The sequence below is a fragment of the Bradyrhizobium sp. Ken51 genome (assembly GCF_055807435.1).
This window is the reverse complement of the sequence record NZ_JBVVPB010000001.1, coordinates 63,442-81,676: the sequence shown is the minus strand read 5'-3', so window position 1 is coordinate 81,676 and position 18,235 is coordinate 63,442. Positions and strand designations below refer to the sequence as shown.

General features: G+C 66.5%; 16 protein-coding genes and 2 riboswitches. Of the genes, 14 read left to right on the top strand and 2 right to left on the bottom strand.

Annotated features, from left to right (window positions below; translation table 11 throughout):
* The first annotated feature begins 2 nt into the window (after positions 1-2).
* Both AC0L27_RS00375 and cobJ read left to right on the top strand, forming a co-directional pair.
* A complete protein-coding gene (locus AC0L27_RS00375; protein ID WP_354206554.1) occupies positions 3-734 on the top strand; it encodes a precorrin-2 C(20)-methyltransferase in 732 nt (243 codons plus the stop codon).
* Positions 731-1,465, top strand: coding sequence for a precorrin-3B C(17)-methyltransferase (gene cobJ / locus AC0L27_RS00370; RefSeq protein WP_354206552.1), 735 nt, complete (start codon positions 731-733; stop codon positions 1,463-1,465). Before AC0L27_RS00375 ends, cobJ begins: the two co-directional genes overlap by 4 nt.
* On the opposite strand, the gene AC0L27_RS00365 is transcribed toward cobJ, so the two are convergent.
* Complete coding sequence (locus AC0L27_RS00365; RefSeq protein ID WP_354206550.1) at positions 1,441-2,187, bottom strand: cobalt-precorrin-6A reductase; 747 nt, start codon at positions 2,185-2,187, stop codon at positions 1,441-1,443. The genes cobJ and AC0L27_RS00365 overlap by 25 nt on opposite strands.
* Between AC0L27_RS00365 and cbiT the strand changes: the two genes are divergently transcribed.
* The 8 genes from cbiT to cobT all read left to right on the top strand — a co-directional run bounded on the left by cbiT (position 2,186) and on the right by cobT (position 9,392).
* A complete protein-coding gene (cbiT, locus tag AC0L27_RS00360; protein WP_354206548.1) occupies positions 2,186-3,367 on the top strand; it encodes a precorrin-6Y C5,15-methyltransferase (decarboxylating) subunit CbiT in 1,182 nt (393 codons plus the stop codon). The two genes, AC0L27_RS00365 and cbiT, sit on opposite strands and share 2 nt — an antisense overlap.
* Positions 3,364-3,732 (top strand): cobalamin biosynthesis protein, encoded by a 369-nt coding sequence (locus tag AC0L27_RS00355; RefSeq protein ID WP_354206546.1) that lies wholly within the window; start codon positions 3,364-3,366, stop codon positions 3,730-3,732. The genes cbiT and AC0L27_RS00355 overlap by 4 nt, the downstream gene beginning before the upstream one ends.
* Complete coding sequence (gene cobM, locus AC0L27_RS00350) at positions 3,729-4,511, top strand: precorrin-4 C(11)-methyltransferase (protein ID WP_354206544.1); 783 nt, start codon at positions 3,729-3,731, stop codon at positions 4,509-4,511. Before AC0L27_RS00355 ends, cobM begins: the two co-directional genes overlap by 4 nt.
* The gene (locus AC0L27_RS00345) at positions 4,511-5,821 is read left to right on the top strand and encodes a cobyrinate a,c-diamide synthase (protein ID WP_354206542.1); all 1,311 of its coding nucleotides are present in this window, start codon (positions 4,511-4,513) and stop codon (positions 5,819-5,821) included. Before cobM ends, AC0L27_RS00345 begins: the two co-directional genes overlap by 1 nt.
* Positions 5,818-6,549, top strand: coding sequence for a uroporphyrinogen-III C-methyltransferase (cobA, locus tag AC0L27_RS00340; protein ID WP_275167599.1), 732 nt, complete (start codon positions 5,818-5,820; stop codon positions 6,547-6,549). The genes AC0L27_RS00345 and cobA overlap by 4 nt, the downstream gene beginning before the upstream one ends.
* 45 nt (positions 6,550-6,594) lie before the next feature.
* Positions 6,595-6,814: riboswitch (cobalamin riboswitch) on the top strand.
* 37 nt (positions 6,815-6,851) lie between these two features.
* Positions 6,852-7,529: an energy-coupling factor ABC transporter permease gene (locus tag AC0L27_RS00335; protein ID WP_027517095.1), complete on the top strand. Its 678-nt coding sequence runs from the start codon at positions 6,852-6,854 to the stop codon at positions 7,527-7,529.
* A gap of 45 nt (positions 7,530-7,574) precedes the next feature.
* Positions 7,575-8,324: a precorrin-6A synthase (deacetylating) gene (gene cobF, locus AC0L27_RS00330; protein WP_354206539.1), complete on the top strand. Its 750-nt coding sequence runs from the start codon at positions 7,575-7,577 to the stop codon at positions 8,322-8,324.
* A 15-nt stretch (positions 8,325-8,339) separates the two neighbouring features.
* Positions 8,340-9,392, top strand: a complete 1,053-nt coding sequence (cobT, locus tag AC0L27_RS00325; RefSeq protein ID WP_354206537.1) for a nicotinate-nucleotide--dimethylbenzimidazole phosphoribosyltransferase — start codon at positions 8,340-8,342, stop codon at positions 9,390-9,392.
* On the opposite strand, the gene AC0L27_RS00320 is transcribed toward cobT, so the two are convergent.
* Entirely contained in the window at positions 9,393-9,965 is a 573-nt protein-coding gene (locus AC0L27_RS00320; RefSeq protein WP_354206535.1) for a histidine phosphatase family protein, read from the bottom strand.
* A 72-nt stretch (positions 9,966-10,037) separates the two neighbouring features.
* A riboswitch (cobalamin riboswitch) is annotated at positions 10,038-10,238 on the top strand.
* A gap of 116 nt (positions 10,239-10,354) precedes the next feature.
* Here AC0L27_RS00320 and AC0L27_RS00315 point away from each other — a divergent pair.
* The 4 genes from AC0L27_RS00315 (at position 10,355) to AC0L27_RS00300 (ending at position 18,233) form a co-directional block, all read left to right on the top strand.
* A complete protein-coding gene (locus AC0L27_RS00315; protein ID WP_354206534.1) occupies positions 10,355-12,712 on the top strand; it encodes a TonB-dependent receptor in 2,358 nt (785 codons plus the stop codon).
* Between the two features lie 11 nt (positions 12,713-12,723).
* Positions 12,724-14,157, top strand: a complete 1,434-nt coding sequence (locus AC0L27_RS00310; protein WP_354206532.1) for a PepSY domain-containing protein — start codon at positions 12,724-12,726, stop codon at positions 14,155-14,157.
* Positions 14,158-14,646: 489 nt separating this feature from the next.
* Complete coding sequence (locus AC0L27_RS00305) at positions 14,647-16,656, top strand: hydantoinase/oxoprolinase family protein (RefSeq protein WP_354206531.1); 2,010 nt, start codon at positions 14,647-14,649, stop codon at positions 16,654-16,656.
* On the top strand, positions 16,653-18,233 hold the full coding sequence (locus tag AC0L27_RS00300; protein WP_354254124.1) for a hydantoinase B/oxoprolinase family protein: 1,581 nt from the start codon (positions 16,653-16,655) through the stop codon (positions 18,231-18,233). The genes AC0L27_RS00305 and AC0L27_RS00300 overlap by 4 nt, the downstream gene beginning before the upstream one ends.
* Positions 18,234-18,235: the final 2 nt, after the last annotated feature.

Below are 18,235 nucleotides of genomic sequence, written 5' to 3'. Positions count from 1 at the left end.
CGATGGGACGCATCATCTGCTGCGGTCTCGGCCCTGGTGATCCTGATATGATGAGCGTGCGCGCCGATCGCATGGTGCGCGGGGCGAAGCATGTCGCCTATTTCCGCAAAAAGGGCCGGCCCGGACAGGCGCGCCGTATCGTCGAGGGCATGTTGGCTGCCGACGTCACCGAATATCCGATGGAATATCCGGTCACCACGGAAATCGCCTTCGACACGCCCGAATACATCCAGCTGCTGGCCGGCTTCCATGACGAATGGGCGGAACGTCTGGCGCGGCTGGCGCGCGCGGTCGATGTCGTCGTGCTCTGCGAGGGCGATCCATACTTCTACGGCTCGTTCATGCATCTGCACACGCGCCTGCAAGGCCGTGTCGAGATCGAGGTGATCGCCGGGATTCCCGGCATGGTCGGCTGCTGGAATGGCGTCGGACAGCCGATCGCGCTCGGTGATGACGTGACGACGGTGCTCATGGGCACGCTCGCCGAAGCAGAGCTCGAACGCCGCATGCGCGATTCCGATGCGCTCGTGGTCATGAAGACCGGGCGCAATCTCGCCAAGGTGCGCCGCGCGCTCGCGTCCGCCGGACGGCTGGACGACGCGTGGCTGGTCGAGCGCGGCACCATGCCCGGCGAGCGCGTGGTGCGGCTCGCGGAGATCGATGCCGCCGACTGCCCCTATTTCGCGATCGTACTCGTGCACGGCAAGGGCCGGCATCCGGACGCCGCCGAATGAGGGGCACGCTGACCATTGCGGGCCTCGGACCGGGCAGCGATGCGCTGGTGACGCCCGAAGTCTCCGCCGCGCTTGCCGCCGCGACCGACATTCTGGGCTACGCGCCCTATGTCGCGCGCGTGCCAGCGCGGGCAGGGCTCACTTTGCATCCGTCCGACAATCGCGAAGAATTACAGCGCGCCAGCGAGGCGCTGCGGCTCGCGGCCGAAGGCGGGCAAGTCGTCATCGTGTCCTCCGGCGACCCCGGCGTGTTCGCGATGGCGTCCGCCGTGTTCGAGGCGCTCGAACGGGCGCCGCGATGGCAGGAGCTGCCGATCCGTGTGCTGCCTGGCGTCACTGCGATGCTGGCGGCTGCCGCGCGCGCCGGCGCGCCGCTCGGCCATGATTTCTGTGCGATCAATCTCTCCGACAATCTCAAGCCGTGGGCGGTGATCGAGAAGCGCCTGCGGCTCGCCGCGGAAGCCGATTTTGCCATTGCGATGTATAATCCGCGTTCGGCGAGCCGGCCGGAAGGATTTGGCCGTGCGCTCGCAGTGCTGAACGAGGCCGGCTGCGGCGAGCGCCTCGTGATCTTCGCGCGCGCGATCAGCGCCGCTGATGAAAAGATCGAAACCGTCAGGCTGAACGAGGCGACGCCCGAGATGGCCGACATGCGCACGCTGGTGATCGTCGGCAACTCGCAGACACGCCGGGTCGGCCGCTGGGTCTATGCGCCGAGGCAGGCCCGATGACCCAGCCACTGCATGATCTCGGCCGCGCTCTCGACCCGCAATCGTTCCGGCAGTTGCGGTCGCGCGATCATGACCACAGGCAGGCCGAGCCTGCGGGCTGCGTCTATCTTGGCGCGGGCGCCGTCGCCGCCCGAATTGCGGGCGACGATCCGGGTGATGCCTCGCGCGCGCATCATCTCCAGTTCGCTCTCAAGCGTGAACGGCCCGCGCGACACGATCACGTCCGCGGCGAAGGGCAGCGTCGCTTCGGGCGGATCGACGAATCTCAGCGTGTAGGCGTGCTGCGGCTTGGTCGCGAACGGTGCGACGTGCTGGCGGCCGATGGCGAGGAACACATTGGCCGCCGCCTCAGGCAGTGCGGCGACCGCGGCGTTGACGTCTGGTATTTCGATCCAGTTATCGCCGGGCGCTTTAGTCCAGGGCGCACGCTCAAGAGCGATCAGTGGCGTGCCGGTTTCCGCGCATGCCGCGACCGCATTGCGGCTCATCTCGGCGGCAAAGGGATGCGTCGCATCGATCACATGGGTGATCTCTTCGCGGCGGATGTAATCGGCAAGGCCGCTGACGCCGCCAAAACCGCCGATCCGCGTCGGCAACGGCTGACCGGCGGGCGCGCGGGTGCGGCCGCCATAGGAATAGATTGCGTCAATGCCGGCACGCGCGATCTCCGCCGCAAGCAGGCTCGCGTCGGCCGTTCCGCCCAGAATGAGGGCGCGCGTCATGGCTGATCCCTGGCTGACCATCATTGGTATCGGCGAAGATGGCCTTGCCGGGCTGTCCGAGGCAAGCCGAAAGGCGCTCGATAATGCTGAAACTGTGTTTGGCGGTGAACGGCATCTTGCACTGGCCGGCGTCACCGGGCGCGGCCGTCCATGGCCGGTGCCGTTCGATGCAGAGGTCGTGCTGAGCCGCCGTGGCCGCCCAACGGCGGTGCTCGCCTCCGGAGATCCGTTCTGGTTTGGCGCCGGCGCGAGCCTCGCCGAGAAGCTGGACGCCGGCGAGTGGATTGCGCATTCCGCGCCGTCGACCTTCTCGCTCGCCGCCGCGCGACTAGGCTGGCGCCTCGAAGCGATTGCCTGTCTCGGCCTCCACGCTGCGCCATTCGAGCGTCTGGTGCCGCATCTGGCGCGAGGTGCACGCATCATTTGCCTTGTGCGCGATGGCAAGGCGGCAGGCGATCTTGCGAAATGGCTGACGCAACGCGGATGGGGTGCCTCGGCATTCTGGACGCTCACCGCGCTTGCCGGGCCGCGCGAAAGTATCGACGAGCATCGCGCCGACAGCTTCGCAGGCGATCTTGCCGGAAGTCTGGTCGCGGTGGCCGTGGAGGCGAGAGGAACGCAGGGTCTTCCCCGCAGCTCGGGACTATCGGACGAACTCTTCGTCCATGACGGCCAGATCACCAAGCGTCCAGTCCGTGCGCTCGCGCTCTCGGCGCTGGCGCCGCGTCCCGGCGAACGGCTGTGGGACATCGGCGCCGGCTCCGGTTCGATCTCGGTTGAGTGGGCGCTGTGCGGCGGGACGGCGATCGCCATCGAAGCGCGCGAGGATCGCGTTGCGAACATCCGCAACAATGCGGCGGCGTTCGGATTGGCGCATCGAATCACAGTCATCACGGGAAAGGCGCCTGAGGCGCTTGCTGCCCTGGACGGGCCTGACGCCGTCTTCATCGGCGGCGGTCTCGACATCGCGACGTTCGACGCAGTCTGGTCGCGGCTCGCATCCGGAACGCGACTCGTCGCGCATGCAGTGACGCTGGAGACGGAAGCGCTGTTGGGTGAGCTGCACCAGCGCGATGGCGGCGAACTGATGCGGGTTGAGATTGCGCATGCCGCTCCGCTCGGCCGCTACCGCTCCTGGCAGGCGGTGCGGCCGGTGGTGCAATGGAGTGCGGTCCGATGAAGGTGGCCGGGCTCGGATTCAAGCGGGACGTCACGCTGGCTTCGCTGCGTGAGGCGCTTCTGGCGGCCGGCGGTCCCGAAGGCCTCGCAGCGGTGGCAACGGTCAGCGACAAGGCGGACGCGGAAGTGCTGAAGCAGCTTGCGCGCGAATGCGGCGTGCCGATCAAGGCGGTCCCCGCCGAAATGTTGGCTGGCATCGACACGCCAACGCGGTCAAAACTCGTCGCCGAAAAATTCGGGACGGGATCGGTCGCCGAAGCGGCGGCCCTCGCGGCAGCTGGTCCGCGCGCGCGATTGATTGCGACGCGGGTGGTCTCGCAGGATCGCACCGCGACCGCGGCAATTGCGGAAGGGGACGGCGCATGACGGTGCACTTCATCGGTGCGGGGCCGGGTGCCCCTGACTTGCTGACGTTGCGCGGCCGCGACCTCATCGCCGCCTGTCCGGTCTGTCTCTATGCCGGCTCACTGGTGCCCGAAGGCGTGCTGGCGCATTGCCCGCCCGGTGCGCGGATCGTCAACACCGCGCCGCTGTCACTCGACGACATCATCGCGGAGATCGCCGCCGCGCATGCGGACGGCAAGGACGTAGCGCGGCTGCATTCGGGCGACCTCTCGATCTGGTCGGCGATGGGCGAGCAGCTCCGCCGCCTGCGCACGCTCGACATTCCCTACACGGTCACGCCCGGCGTTCCCTCCTTCTCGGCCGCCGCGGCTGCGCTGGAGGCCGAGCTGACGCTGCCCGGCCTTGCCCAGACGGTGGTGCTGACGCGCACGCCTGGCCGCGCCAGCGCGATGCCGGAAGGCGAGAAGCTCGCCGCGTTCGCCACCACCGGCGCGGTGCTCGCGATCCATCTGTCGATCCATCTGCTCGACAAGGTTGTCGCCGAGCTGACGCCGCACTATGGCGCGGATTGCCCGGTCGCGATCGTTTGGCGTGCGAGCTGGCCCGACCAGCGCATCGTCCGCGCCACGCTCGCAACACTCGACGCTGCTGTCGGAGCCGAGATGGAGCGTACCGCGCTTATCCTGGTCGGCAAGACTCTGGGCGCGGCGGATTTTTCCGAGAGCCGTCTCTATGCTGCCGACTATGATCGCCGCTATCGGCCGGTCGGCGCCGAGCCGCGCTTTCCGGAGGTGTCCTGATGGCGGCAGGGCTCGTCATCTCCGCGCCGGCCTCCGGCGTCGGCAAGACGACGCTGACGCTGGCGCTTGCCCGCGCCTGGCGCAACAGCGGATTGCGGGTGCAGTGCTTCAAGAGCGGCCCCGATTACATCGATCCCGCGTTTCATGCAGCCGCGACAGGACGCGCTTCGGTCAACCTCGACAGCTGGGCGATGGATCGCGGGACAATCTCGCATCTCGTCAGTCGCGGCATTGACGCCGATGTCGTGCTGGCTGAAGGCTCGATGGGCTTGTTCGACGGCGTGGCCGCGCGAGGCGTCTGCGGCACCGGGGCGACCGCCGACATTGCAGAGATGCTGGACTGGCCGGTGCTGCTGGTGATCGATCCCTCGGGACAGGCGCAAACGGCGGCGGCGATCGCCGCGGGCCTTCGCGACTATCGTCCCGGCGTGCGGCTCGCAGGCGTCGTGCTCAATCGCGTTGCGAGCCCCCGCCACGAAGCTCTCGTGCGGCATGCGCTGCTGGATGCCGGCATCGCCGTGTTCGGCGCGCTGCCGCGCCATGCCGAGATCAGCCTGCCGAAACGGCATCTCGGGCTGGTGCAGGCCGAGGAGCAGGCGGAGATCGGCAAGCTGATCGACGAGGCCGCGCGCTTCGTCGCCGAGCACGTCGATCTCGACGCAGTGCTGCGTTCGGCTGCCACCTGGTTGCCACAACCCGTCGCGAGCGGCATCAACGTGACGCCGCCCGGCCAGCGCATTGCGTTGGCCCGTGACGCCGCGTTCTCCTTCGTCTATCCGCATATGCTGGAAGCGTGGCGCGCGGCGGGTGCGGAGATATCGACATTCTCGCCGCTTGCCGATGAAGGCCCTGATCCGAGTGCCGATGTGTGCTGGCTGCCCGGCGGCTATCCCGAGCTGCAGGCCGGCAAGATCGCGGCCAATGCGCGCTTCCACACCGGATTGCGCGGCTTCGCCGAAACGCGCCCGGTGCACGGCGAATGCGGAGGCTATATGGTGCTGGGCACCGCTTTGACCGACGCCGACGGCATCCGCCACGAGATGACGGGTCTGCTCGGCCTGGAGACGAGCTTTGCCAAGCGCCGCATGCATCTGGGCTATCGTCTAGCCGAACTCGCCACGCCGATGCCGGGTCATCAGGCCGGTGCACGCCTGCGTGGCCACGAATTCCACTATTCGACGATCCTCGCGCAGCCCGACACGCCGCTGGCGGTCGTGCACGACGCGACAGGCGCGGTCATCGCCGAGACCGGCTCGCGGCGGGGACAAGCCACTGGCACGTTCTTCCATCTGATCGCGGAGGACCGGTGAGCGGTTTTGTGTCCTTCGTCTCCGCCGGCCCCGGCGATCCCGAGCTCCTCACGCTCAAGGGTGCCGCGCGGCTGCGCGAGGCCGACGTCGTGCTCTATGACGATCTTGCTTCGGGCGCGATCCTCGATCTGGCCCGGCCGGGCGCCAATCTTGTTGCAGTGGGAAAGCGGGCGGGACGGGCCTCGACCAAGCAGCACCATGTCAACCGCCTGCTGGTCGACTATGCCGTAACAGGCGCGCGCGTGGTGCGATTGAAGTCGGGCGATGCCGGCATCTTTGGCCGGCTCGAGGAGGAGCTCGAGACGCTGCGTGAAGCGGGCATCGGCTACGAGATCATTCCGGGCGTCACCACGGCCTGTGTCGCTGCGGCCCAGGCCGGCATTCCCCTGACCCGGCGCCATACCTCGCGGCGGGTGCAGTTCATCACGGGCGCGGACGTCACCGGCGAGCTGCCGCCAGACCTCAATTGGGCAGCGCTGGCCGATCCCGAGGCGACGACCGTGGTCTATATGGGCCGGCGGACGTTTCCGGCGTTGGTCGCCAAATTGATCGAGCACGGCCTCGCCCCAACCACGCCGGCGCTGTTTGCCGAATCGCTCGGCCGTCCCGACGAGCGGTTGGTTCGCACCACCATTTCGGAACTTGCCGAGCAGCTTGCGCGGGGCGGAGCGGCCTCCACGGCGGCCGTCATCCTGTTCGGCGCGCTGGCGGGGGATTATCCGTCATGACGCTCTCGGCCGCCCTTCACCCCTTGACGCCCGGCTGGCGAAAGGGGCACACAGGAGAGGCATGGTGCTCGACGCGGCGCAAAGCGCCGGAGCATAATCGGGAATGGGGATGGGCGGACCCAGTTGCGGCGCCCAAAACCCCAGCCGCCCCCGCGACTGTAAGCGGTGAGGGACTTCGATCAGCCACTGGGCCGCAAGGTTCGGGAAGGCCGGAGACTCCCAGTGAACCGCGAGCCAGGAGACCGGCCGTGCACGTTTTGAGGCCAAGGCCGTCGGGTGTGACGGCAAGAAGGATCTGAGCCATGCATATCGAACCCGGACTAGTCTCGGACGCCAAGCTCGTGCTGAGTTACGCAACCGGCATCGCCGTCGGCGGCGTTGCCTTGAAGCTCGCGGTCGAGACCGTGCGCGAGCAGGGTATCACGTCGTTCGCGGCGCGCACGCTCGCCACTACGGGACTTGTATTTGTCTTCTTCGAGATCCTGCCGCACTTCCCGGTCGGCGTGTCCGAAGTGCACTTCATCCTCGGCTCGACCTTGTTCCTGCTGTTTGGAGCGGCGCCCGCGGCGTTCGGCCTCGCGTTCGGCCTGCTGTTCCAGGGCATCTTCTTCGAGCCGCCCGACCTGCCGCAATATGGCATGAACGTCACCACGCTGCTGGTGCCGCTGTTCGGGATCCAGGCGATCGCCACGCGGATCATTTCGCGCAACACGGCCTATGTCGATCTGAAGTACCGCCAGGCGCTGGCGCTTTCGACGACCTATCAGGCGGGTGTCATCGCCTGGGTGGCGTTCTGGGCGATTTATGGATCGGGCTTCGGCGCGACCAACCTCGCCAACATCGCGACCTTCGCGGCGTCCTATGCGCTGGTCATCGTGATCGAGCCGCTCGCCGATCTCGGCGTGCTGGCGCTGGCGAAGTCGTTGCGCGGCGTCACCGCGTCCGGCCTCGTCACACCGCGTTTGCACAACGCGGCCTAGAGACAAGCGAAAGGGCGGCCGTCATGGCCGCCCTTCGCGGGCACGATGCTCACGCTCTCCCTGATAGGCATCGGTTGCGGCGATCCCGAGCGGCTCACGCGCGCCGCGATCACTGCCATCAACGCGGCCGATCTCGTCCTGATCCCGCGCAAGGGGACGGCCAAGTCCGACCTCGCCGATCTCAGGCGGACGATCTGCGCGGATGTGCTCACCAACGATAAGACGCGCGTTGCCGAGTTCGATCTGCCCGTGCGCGACGCCGCTGAAGCGGACTACCGCAAGGGCGTGGACGATTGGCACGATGCCGTGGCTGCGGCTTGGTCGCAGACGATCGCAGATCATCTCAAAGGCGAGGGCAAGGTCGCGCTGCTGATCTGGGGCGATCCCTCGCTTTATGATTCCTCGCTGCGCATCGCGCGGCGGCTCAATCCCTCGCCGAAAATCGAGGTTGTTCCCGGCATCACCTCGATCCAGGCGCTGTGCGCGGCGCATGCGATTCCGCTCAACGACATCGGCGAGCCGTTTCTGGTTACAACCGGACGCCGCTTGCGCGATGGCGGCTGGCCGGCAGGTGTCGATACCGTGGTGGTGATGCTCGACGGCGGCACGGCATTCCAGTCGCTCGATCCGGCGGGCCTGCACATCTGGTGGGGCGCCTATCTCGGCATGGCCGATCAGATTATCATGTCCGGCGCGCTGGCCGAGATCGGCCCGCGTATCGTCGCGGTGCGGCAAGAGGCGCGCGAACGGCACGGCTGGATCATGGACAATTACATCCTCAAGCGCAGGCCGTGAGGCAAGCGAGGCAGCATGCTCCCCGAATGGGTCACCCAACAATGCCCGGATATCTCCGCAGTCCACCGCGAGGCGGCGGTGGCGCGGCAGGCGCAACTGACGAAACCGACCGGCGCGCTCGGCCGGCTTGAGCAGCTCGCGATCGAGCTTGCGGGCCTGCAAGCAACCGAGCAACCGCGCGCGGCGCGGGTGCCGATCATCATCTTCGCCGGCGATCACGGCATCGTCGCGCAGGGCGTCTCGGCCTATCCGCAAGAAGTGACCATCGCGATGCTGGCGAACTTCGCCTCCGGCGGAGCCGCGATCTCGGTGCTCGCGCGTGAGCTGGGGTCCAACCTGGAGGTTGTCGACGCCGGCACGCTGGCGCAGCAGGAGATGGCCGGAATCGTGACCGACAAGCCGCGCAGCGGCACGCGCGATTTCAGCGTCGAAGCTGCGCTCACCTCCACAGAGCTGGCATTTGCGCTCGAAGCCGGCCGACGTGCGGTGGCGCGCGCGCAGGCCGGACAGCCCGATCTTCTGATCTTCGGCGAGATGGGCATCGGCAACACCACGACATCGGCGGCGATCGCGGCCGGCTTGCTGGGCGTGAGCGCCGGGGAGATCGCGGGCAGCGGCACCGGGATCGACGCGGCCGGCCGTACGCATAAGGCGCGGGTGATCGACACTGCGATCGCACGCCGTGGCGTTGCGGGCGCTTCGCCCGAAAAGATCCTGTGCGCCGTCGGCGGTCTCGAGATCGCGGCCATCTGCGGTGCCCTTATCGCCGCTGCACAGCGCCGCATCCCCGTGTTGATCGACGGCTTTATCGTGTCGGTCGCGGCGTTGGCGGCGGCGCGGCTCAACCCCTCGTGCCAGCCTTTCTTGCTGGCCTCGCATCAATCCGCCGAGCAGGGACATCGGCTGGTGCTGCGCGCGCTGAATGTGCAACCGCTGATCAGCCTCGATCTCAGGCTCGGCGAAGGATCGGGCGCGGCCATCGCGCTGCCGCTGGTGCGGTCGGCTTGCGCGCTCCACAACGGCATGGCGACCTTTGCGCAGGCCAATGTGCCGGATCGTCCGGCCTGATTAAATCATCGGCTGATTGACCGAGACGACGCGCCAGCCGGTCGCGAGCCGGTCGATCCGGGTCAGCGACAGCGGATCGATCACAAAGCGGAGCGCCGCTTGTGGCGTCAGATCCAGCGCGATGCAAAGCGCCGCGCGGATCGTGCCGGAATGCACGACGAGCGTTGCGGCGCCGGCGCCGATCTTTGACAGACCTAACCGGACGCGCGCGACCTGTTCCTCGAAGCTTTCGCCGCCCGGCGGCCGTCCGCGCGCCGCATCGCTCCAGAACCGTGCATAGGCCTCGCCACCGGTCGCGGCGAGTTCGTCATGCCGACGGCCGGTCCAGTCACCAAAATCTTGCTCGCGGAATCCGTCCAGCTGCAGCGGCTCGAGCCCCAGCGCGCGGGCCGTTTCAACCGTGCGCCGCGACGGGCTCGCATAGCTCGTGGCGTCCCGCGGCAGGCGGTGTCGCAGAGCCTCGAGCTGCGCTCGAGCGCCGAGATCGGCCGGCGCGTCGGCTGCGTGGATCGTCCCTGGGACGCCATCGACGGGCGCGTGCCGTATCAGCCAGAGGAAGGTCTCGCCTTCCATGCTTATCTCCAAGGAAACTGGTCGTTGTGGCAATAACGCCGCAACTGGCACATTGACTCTGTCTGGATCGTAATCCTAGATGCTCGCGACGGTTTCCCCGAGAGGGGATGAAAAGGGAATGCGGTGCGGGGACGTTGTCCCCAATGCCGTGGCTGCCCCCGCAACTGTAGCGGCGAATCTTGCGTCACGTGCCACTGGGTATCTCGGTCCCGGGAAGGCGATGCAAGGTACTGACCCGCGAGCCAGGAGACCTGCCGTCAGCCGTGGTCACACGCGAAGATGTCGGTCGGGGAGTACAGACATTCGGCTTCATCGGAAGGCTGGAAGCCGGAAGATGGGACCTTGGTTCGCTGTGACGTGCCACTGACGTCACTCCGAGGTCCAAGACGGTGTCTCCTGTTCGCATTGTACGACCGCGTGCATTCCTGCTCGCATCCGCGGCGCTCACATCCTTTGTCATCCTTGATGCTCCCGCCGCACTGGCCCAGCAGGCCCCGGAACCTCTGCCGCCGGTCGAGGTAACGCCCGCCCAATCCCGCAAGCAGGCCAAGCCCGCCGCGCGGGAGGCGCAGGGCCCACGTCGCGCAGCAGCGCGCCGGCCGGTGACTGCATCCGCAGTGCCCAAGCCTGTCGTGCCGATCGCAGCGGCGCAAACGCCGCTCAACACCAACGTAGTCGCCGAAAGCGCCTCGCGCCTCGGCCTGACCGTGCGCGAAACGCCCGCGACCGTGGAGGTGATCTCGGCCGCAACCATGCGTGAGCAGGGCTATCGCACCGTGTCCGACGTCGCGCAGGGAGCGGTGGGCGTCACATCCGGCGACAATCCGGCCGAGCCCTCGGCGTTCTCCATGCGCGGCTTCACCAACAGCCAGATCAACACGCTCTACAACGGCATCAAGATCGGTCCGCAGAACATGACCTCGCGGATCACCGACACGGCCAATCTGGAGGCCGTCGAATTCCTGAAAGGCCCGGCGTCGCTGATCTCGGGCGAGGGCGCCGCCGGCGGTGCGATCAACTTCGTCACCAAGCAGCCGCACACCGGTCCGATCCGGAACGAGGCGGATTTCTCCTGGGATTCGCTGAACTCGTTCCGGGCGCATTACGGCTCGGGCGGCAGCACCAATGTGCAGGGGCTGGACTACCGCTTCGACGTCAGCCGTTCCTCGCTCAACGGCTTTGCCGACGACACCAACACCAAGACGCTCGACGTGTCGGGCCAGCTCAACTACCGCTTCTCCGACAGCCTCAAGGTCTGGGGTGCGATCGAGTATCGGGAAGATCGCTCGAAAGCCTATTGGGGTGCGCCGCTGGTGCCGATCGCGTTCAGCGGCTCGCATGCGACGACGGGGATCGTGTCCGGCAATTACGTCTCGAACTACAATAAAACCAATCTCGGCCCGGTCACGATCGATGATCGCACCTTCAACACCAACTACAACGTCCTCGACAATCGCAACGTCGCACAGGAGGTCTGGCTGCGCGGCGGCTTCGAGCTGAAGCTCGCGCCCGACCTGACGCTGAAGAGCCAGGCCTATGGTTATGGCGCAGAGCGCACGTGGTTCAATAATGAGGTCGAGGCGTTCAATTCCGGTACCAACATGGTTGACCGTGAGCGCTTCTATGTTGCGCACGGCCAACGCCTGGTCGGCAACATCACCGACCTGATCTGGGATACGAATATCGCCGGCTTTGACAACCGCTTGGTCACGACGTTGTCCTCGAGCTACCTTGATTTCGTGAGGCCGGGCGCCGCAAATTTTCCCGGCGATTCCGTTCCGCTGGTCGATCCGCCTCGCGGCTATTGCGGCCTGCTCACCATTCAGCAGCAGACCGCGCGGATCGACAACGAGGCGCTGTCATTCGAGGACCGGCTGAAGCTCACGCGCAGCTTCGCGCTGGTTGGCGGCCTGCGCGTCGAGCATATCGGGCTCGACCGCAATTCGACCGACAAGTTCGGTCTGGAGAAGGCGAACTTCCCGTTCTCGCAATCCTGGGTCCCGACAACGGGGCGCATCGGTTACACATGGGAAGCCGTTCCGGGCCTGACCTTCTTCAGCCAATATGCGACCGGCGCCGACATCGCAGCCAACAACATCTTCCTGCTCAATCCGACCGATCCGCTCAACCTGACCACCGCGCGCACCTACGAAACCGGCGTCAAGCACCTGTTCTGGGACAACCGGGCGGAGTGGTCGTTCTCGGCCTATGACATCCTGCGCAAGAACGTCTATGCCGCGGCCGGCGGCATGCAGCTCAACCTTGCCGGACGGCAGGAGTCGAAGGGCGTCGAGCTTGCCGCGTCCGTGCGTCCGATCGAGCCTCTGCGCCTCTGGGGCAACATCGCCTATGTCGATGCGCGCTACGCCGACTACGATTTTGTCGGCGGCTCGTTTTCCGGCAACACGCCGCCGAACGTGCCGCGCGTCGTCGCCAATGCCGGCGCGTCCTACCGGTTCTTCACGCCCTGGACGGTCGAGCTCGGCATCACCGGTCGCCATGTCGGCGACCGCTACAACACCGATGCCAACACCGTGACGCTGAAGGCCTACACCGTCGCGGACGTCTATGCTTTCGTCGACGTCCCCAAGGCCGTATTCAATGCGGTCGACCAGGCCCGCCTGACCTTCCGGGTGCGCAACATCACCGACAAGCGCTACGCGATCTGGGGCGATCCGTTCTATCCTGACCAGATCCTGCTGGGCACGCCGCGCACCTATGAGATCTCGGCTGCGTTCAAATGGTAGGACGCTGATCAATGATGCGCGCGCTCGTCCTGCTGCATCGATGGCTCGGGATCGCGTTCTGCCTGCTGTTCGCGATGTGGTTCGCGACGGGAATCGTGATGCACTTCGTTCCGTTCCCATCTCTGACGGAAACGGAACGTTTTGCCGGGCTCGTGCCGCTGGCTAGCGCTGAGACGAGGATTGCGGTCGCCGATGCCGTGGCCGCAAGCGGCATCGCGGATGCGACGCGCGTTCGCCTGATCCAGCGCAGCGACGGACCGGTCTATATCGTCGCGGGGCCGTCGCGCGCGGGTGCAGTCCGCGCCTCCGATGGGGCCGACGCGTCGGTCAAATCATTCGACGTCGTGCTGGCCATCGCGCGAGATCACGCCCGCAGCCGTGGGCTCGATGCTGCGCGGGCCACGATCGTTGCGCGCTCGGACTATGACCAATGGAGCGTGCCGAACGGCTTTGACCGCCATCGTCCCTTGTTTCGGGTTGCCCTCGGCGACGCCGCCGGAACGGAGGTCTATGTCTCCTCGCTCACCGGCGAGATCGTCCTGGATACGACGCGCAGCGAGCGGACCTGGAATCTCGTCGGGAGCGTGCTGCACTGGATCTATCCAACGGTGCTGCGAAGCAACTGGCCACTGTGGGATCGCGTGGTCTGGACCTTGTCGCTGCTGGCCCTGATCGCAGCATTGCTGGGCGCCGTGCTCGGGCTTGCGCGGATCAAACCTCGAGGTGGCCAGATCGGCTCGCCCTATCGTGGCTGGCATGCGCTGCATCATCTCATCGGCCTCGCGGCGATGGTCTTCGTGCTGACCTGGATTTTCAGCGGCTGGCTCTCCATGGATCACGGGCGACTATTCTCGCGTGGGCAATTGACCTCGGCCGAATCCAGCGTGATGAACGCCGCACCGAACTGGACGGCTGCCCCATCGATCGATCGGCAGCCTGGAGCGCCGTCGGCCCGTGAGACCGAATGGTTTGCATTCAACGGCACTCTCTATCGGCGGGATCGGACGGGCCTTGCCGCTCAGACCTTGATCAAGGCAGGGGATGCGCCCCGCGATCGACCAACGGGATCTCTGGATGTGCACGAGGTCGAGAGGCTGACAACGCGCCTCGCAGCCGGCTGCGCAGTACCGTCCGTGCTTGCCGACAACGACAACTATCCCGCGCAGTCCACCGTCCCGGGTGCCCCGGTCTACCGCTCCTGCTGCGGCGACCTCTGGTTCGACATCGACGGCGCGGACGGCAATTTGCTGCAAAGGCTGGATTCGTCGCGGCGGGTCTATCGCTGGTTCTACGGCGCACTGCACACGCTGGATTTTCCGGTCCTGGTCGCGCATCCGTTGCTGCGTGACGGCTTGGTCGTCGGGCTCTGCGCCCTCGGCTTTCTGTTCTCCATCACGGGCATTGTCATCGGCTGGCGCCGCCTGCGTCCCTCGTTTGCAGCCTGAGGCCTGGAGTGAGGTCGCGATGCGTTGAGCGGGCAAAACCACCGCTTACTGATCGTCCAATAAAGAGAGGCTGAGCCGACTGGCATGCATAGCTCATGAGCACTCGCAGGGCCCTTAGCGCCGGTCTATCGCCTGCAAATTAGACAGTCCGTGCGCGGCGCGTGGATTGCACTGCAGCGGATGTGGCGTTTCGTCCGCGAAAATGCGTGGTGCGCCGCACTTTTCTCGCGTGGAACGATCCACACCGGCGTGCACTCCCTGCGGGCAGCGCTGCACTAAAATGTGCCTCCGCGCGTCCTGCCCGTCGCGGGCTGGTCCAATGCGTTGCGACAACTCTGGCCCTATCCCGAGCCCATCGCTCTGTCGCACGCTCGCAAGCGGTGGCATGACAGGGGATGATGATGAGCGCTCTCGGTTTGCGATTGAACCTGGCGATGGACGGGAAGGACCCGGCGTCCGGTTCGAACGTCGTTCGCAGCTGACCTACACATGAGCACTGACGAAAATCACTGGGAGGTCGGCACCGATATCGGCGGCACCTTCACCGACATCATCGCAATCCGGCACTCCCCCGCGGAGGCGCGGATCGCGAAAGTGCCGTCGCGACCTCAGGCTCCGGTTCAGGCGATGCTGGAGGCCATTGAGGCGGTCGGCCTGCGCAAGAGCGAGGTCAAGCGCTTCGTCCACGGCACCACGCGTGTGACCAACGCCATCGTCGAGGGACGGCTGCCGAAAGTGGCGCTGGTGGCGACCGAAGGCTTTGCCGACGTGCTGGAGATCGCGCGCTATCGCCGCCGCGATCTTTATCGTCTCGATGTCCCGCCGAAATCGCCGCCGCTGGTGCCGCCGGAACGATGTTTTGGCCTTGCCGAGCGCCTCGACCACGAGGGAACGGTGCTGAAGGCGCTGGATGAAGCGGAGATCGAGCGCCTGGTCGCCTGGCTGAAAGCAACCGGCGTTCAGAGCGTCGCGGTCGCACTGCTTCACGCCTATGCCAATCCCGTCCACGAGAAGATGCTCGGCGAGCGCCTCAAGGGCGTCGTTGCCCACGTTTCGCTGTCGCACGAGGTCAATCCCGAGGCGCGTGAATATGAGCGGACTTCGGCGACCGTGTTCAACGCCGCCGCCATGCCGATCGCGGTGGAATATCTGAGCGAGCTGGAGCAGCGGCTGCCGATCGGCCCCGGCCTGCAGGTGTTTCATTCGGCCGGTGCCATGGTCCCGATCTCGGCCGTGAAGCGGCGGCCGCTGGTGATGGCCATGTCGGGCCCCGCGGCCGGCGTCTCCGCATCGGTCAGCATCGCGCGTCAGCTCGGCACGTCGCGTATGCTGACGTTCGACATGGGCGGGACAACGACCGACGTCTGCCTGATCGTCGATGGCCAGGCCGAGATGACAGACGGCCGCATGCTCGGCGACAAGCCGCTGCGCCAGCCGATGCTTGCGGTTCACTCGATCGGCGCGGGCGGCGGCTCGATCGTGCGCAATGGTCCCGGTGGCCTGACCGTCGGGCCGGAAAGCGCCGGCTCCGAGCCGGGACCGGCCTGCTACGGCCGCGGAGGTACCGAGCCGACCATCACCGACGCCAACGCCGTGCTCGGCTATCTCAATCCCGAAACCAGGCTTGGCGACCGGATCGGAATCGACATCAGGGCAGCTAATGACGTCATCGCGCCGATCGCGCGCGCGTTGGGGCTGAGCCTGACCGAAACCGCGCTCGGCATCATCAAGGTCGCGAATGCGACAATGGCGCGTGCGCTCCGCCGCGTCACAGTCGAGCGCGGCATCGACGGACGCGACTGCACGCTTCTCGCTTTCGGCGGTGGTGGCCCGATGCACGCCGCGGGTCTTGCCGATCTCTACGGGATCGCCGAGGTCGTCGTTCCCAGCGCATCGAGTGCGTTTTCGGCGCTGGGTTGTCTCACTGCCGACTTCAGCTTCCTCCAGCAGCAAACCCTACGCGCTGCGCTTGACGGCATCGATCTCGCCCGCGTGTCCGAGCGGATCGGGGTGCTGATCGACGATGCGTCGGCGCCGCTCATCGCCACCGGCGTTGCCGCGACCGAGATTCAGATCGAGCTGGTGGCCTTGATGCGCTACGCGGCGCAGAACGACGCTATTCCGGTGCCGTTCGCGCGACCGCTCGATGTTATCAGGCTGAAGAAGGATTTTCTGGCCCGGCACCATGAGCTGTTCGGCTATGCGACGAGCGAGAGCTGCGTCATCGAATCCGTGCGGGTGCAGGCACGCCGTCCCTCGAGCACCGTCGTGAGCCGGCCGGCCACCGCGGTCAGGACGGTATCCACCGGCGAGCGCAGCTGCTCGTTCGACGGCTTTCACGACGTCGCGACAAGCATCATCGATCGCGCCTCGCTGACCGAAATCGTCAGCAGCCCGGCCATCATTGAAGACGCATGGTCGACCGTGGTGGTCCCGCCCGGCTGGCAGGCGCGGCCGGATGTTTCAGGCAATTTGTTCCTGACTCGGGGGGCCGCATGAAGCTCGATCCGTTCGTCGTCGAGGTCATCAGGCACGGGCTCTCGGCCGCGGCCGAGGAGATGAGCCTGGTGATGACGCGCTCGGCGCGCTCGCCGCTGCTGCGTGAAGCCGGCGACCTGTCGTCGGCGATCACGGACGGCCGCGGCGATCTGGTCGGGCAGGGTCGGGACATCCCGATCCATCTCGGCGCGATGGCCTATACGGTTCTCGAATTGCTGAAGGTGGTGCCGCGCGACAGCCTGAACGACGGCGACGCACTGATCTACAATGTCGGCCCGCTCGGCGGCAATCATCTCAACGACGTCAAGGTCGTGCGCCCCGTCTTCGTCGACGGCGAGATCGTGGCGTTCGCAGTCAGCCTCGCGCACTGGCCCGATATCGGCGGCACCTGGCCCGGCAGCTATTTTGCCAAGGCGATCGATACCTTCCAGGAGGCGATGCGCATTCCACCGGTGCTGATCGCCACCGCAGCCGGCATCAACACGCCGATCGTGCAGCTGCTCAAGGCCAATGTTCGGGATTCCGAGTCTTGCGAGGGCGATCTTCTCGCCCAGATCGCCGCAACGAAAGCCGGTGAGAAGCGCATCGTCGAGCTCTGCCGCGAGCACGGCAAGGCGGTCTTCACGGCGGCGCAGGCGCGCCTGCACGATCTCTCCGAAATCGAGATGCGCGAGGCGTTACGGCATCTGCCTGATGGCGTCTACGAGGGCGAGGATTATCTGGACGACGGCGGCGTCGACGACGCTCCCGCGCGCATTCATGTCAAGATCACCATTGCGGGCGACGAAGCAACCTTCGACCTTTCGGGAAGCTGCGACCGCGTCTCGAATTTCTGCAACACGACGCCATTCATGGCGCGCTCTGCGGTGGCCTATGCCGCGCGCATCATGAGCGGGCGCGACATGAACCAGAACGCGGGCGCGCTGCGGCCGCTGACCATCATCACGCGCCCAGGCTCCATCCTGGAGCCGGGGTGGAGTGCCTCGGTTGCGGCCGGCAATCACGAGACCTCGATGCGCATCGTCGATGCGATTTTCCGCGCCATGCAGGATACCATCCCCGAACGTCTGTCGGCCGGCGGGGCGACCACGGCGGGCGTCCTCTTCTTCGCCGAGCCGCGACAGAACGGTTCATGGAAGATGCTCTACGAGGTCCACGGTGGTGGCGAGGGCGCGCGACACGATCGGGCCGGCATCTCGGCGACGCGGGTGCATCTGTCCAACACTTCGAATACGCCGGTCGAGGTGATCGAGGCGAATTACGCGATCCAAATCGAGCAGCAGGCCATTCGCCGGCAGTCCGGCGGCGCCGGCGCGCATCGCGGTGGGGACGGAGTCGTGCGCACCTATCGCATCCTGGCGCCGTCGATGCATCTGACCACCTGCATCGAGCGCATGGTGATGGCGCCGTTCGGCATGCAGGGCGGCGAGCCCGGCAAGGCCTGCCGCATCTCGCTGATCCGGCAGGGCGCCAACGTCGCGATCGACGGCAAGTCGAACCTGGTGCTTCAGCAAGGCGATCTCGTCACGATCGAGACGTGCGGCGGCGGTGGCTACGGCGTAGAGGCTGCGCAATGAAG

Excerpts from the sequence above, each read along its gene's own strand:
- cobT (WP_354206537.1), top strand. The coding sequence starts at position 8,340 with ATGCTCCCCGAATGGGTCACCCAACAATGCCCGGATATCTCCGCAGTC.
- AC0L27_RS00310 (WP_354206532.1), top strand. The coding sequence starts at position 12,724 with ATGATGCGCGCGCTCGTCCTGCTGCATCGATGGCTCGGGATCGCGTTC.
- cobM (WP_354206544.1), top strand. The coding sequence starts at position 3,729 with ATGACGGTGCACTTCATCGGTGCGGGGCCGGGTGCCCCTGACTTGCTG.
- AC0L27_RS00375 (WP_354206554.1), top strand. The coding sequence starts at position 3 with ATGGGACGCATCATCTGCTGCGGTCTCGGCCCTGGTGATCCTGATATG.
- AC0L27_RS00355 (WP_354206546.1), top strand. The coding sequence starts at position 3,364 with ATGAAGGTGGCCGGGCTCGGATTCAAGCGGGACGTCACGCTGGCTTCG.
- AC0L27_RS00305 (WP_354206531.1), top strand. The coding sequence starts at position 14,647 with ATGAGCACTGACGAAAATCACTGGGAGGTCGGCACCGATATCGGCGGC.
- AC0L27_RS00345 (WP_354206542.1), top strand. The coding sequence starts at position 4,511 with ATGGCGGCAGGGCTCGTCATCTCCGCGCCGGCCTCCGGCGTCGGCAAG.
- cobF (WP_354206539.1), top strand. The coding sequence starts at position 7,575 with ATGCTCACGCTCTCCCTGATAGGCATCGGTTGCGGCGATCCCGAGCGG.
- AC0L27_RS00365 (WP_354206550.1), bottom strand. The coding sequence starts at position 2,187 with ATGACGCGCGCCCTCATTCTGGGCGGAACGGCCGACGCGAGCCTGCTT.
- AC0L27_RS00320 (WP_354206535.1), bottom strand. The coding sequence starts at position 9,965 with ATGGAAGGCGAGACCTTCCTCTGGCTGATACGGCACGCGCCCGTCGAT.
- cbiT (WP_354206548.1), top strand. The coding sequence starts at position 2,186 with ATGGCTGATCCCTGGCTGACCATCATTGGTATCGGCGAAGATGGCCTT.
- AC0L27_RS00300 (WP_354254124.1), top strand. The coding sequence starts at position 16,653 with ATGAAGCTCGATCCGTTCGTCGTCGAGGTCATCAGGCACGGGCTCTCG.
- cobJ (WP_354206552.1), top strand. The coding sequence starts at position 731 with ATGAGGGGCACGCTGACCATTGCGGGCCTCGGACCGGGCAGCGATGCG.
- AC0L27_RS00335 (WP_027517095.1), top strand. The coding sequence starts at position 6,852 with ATGCATATCGAACCCGGACTAGTCTCGGACGCCAAGCTCGTGCTGAGT.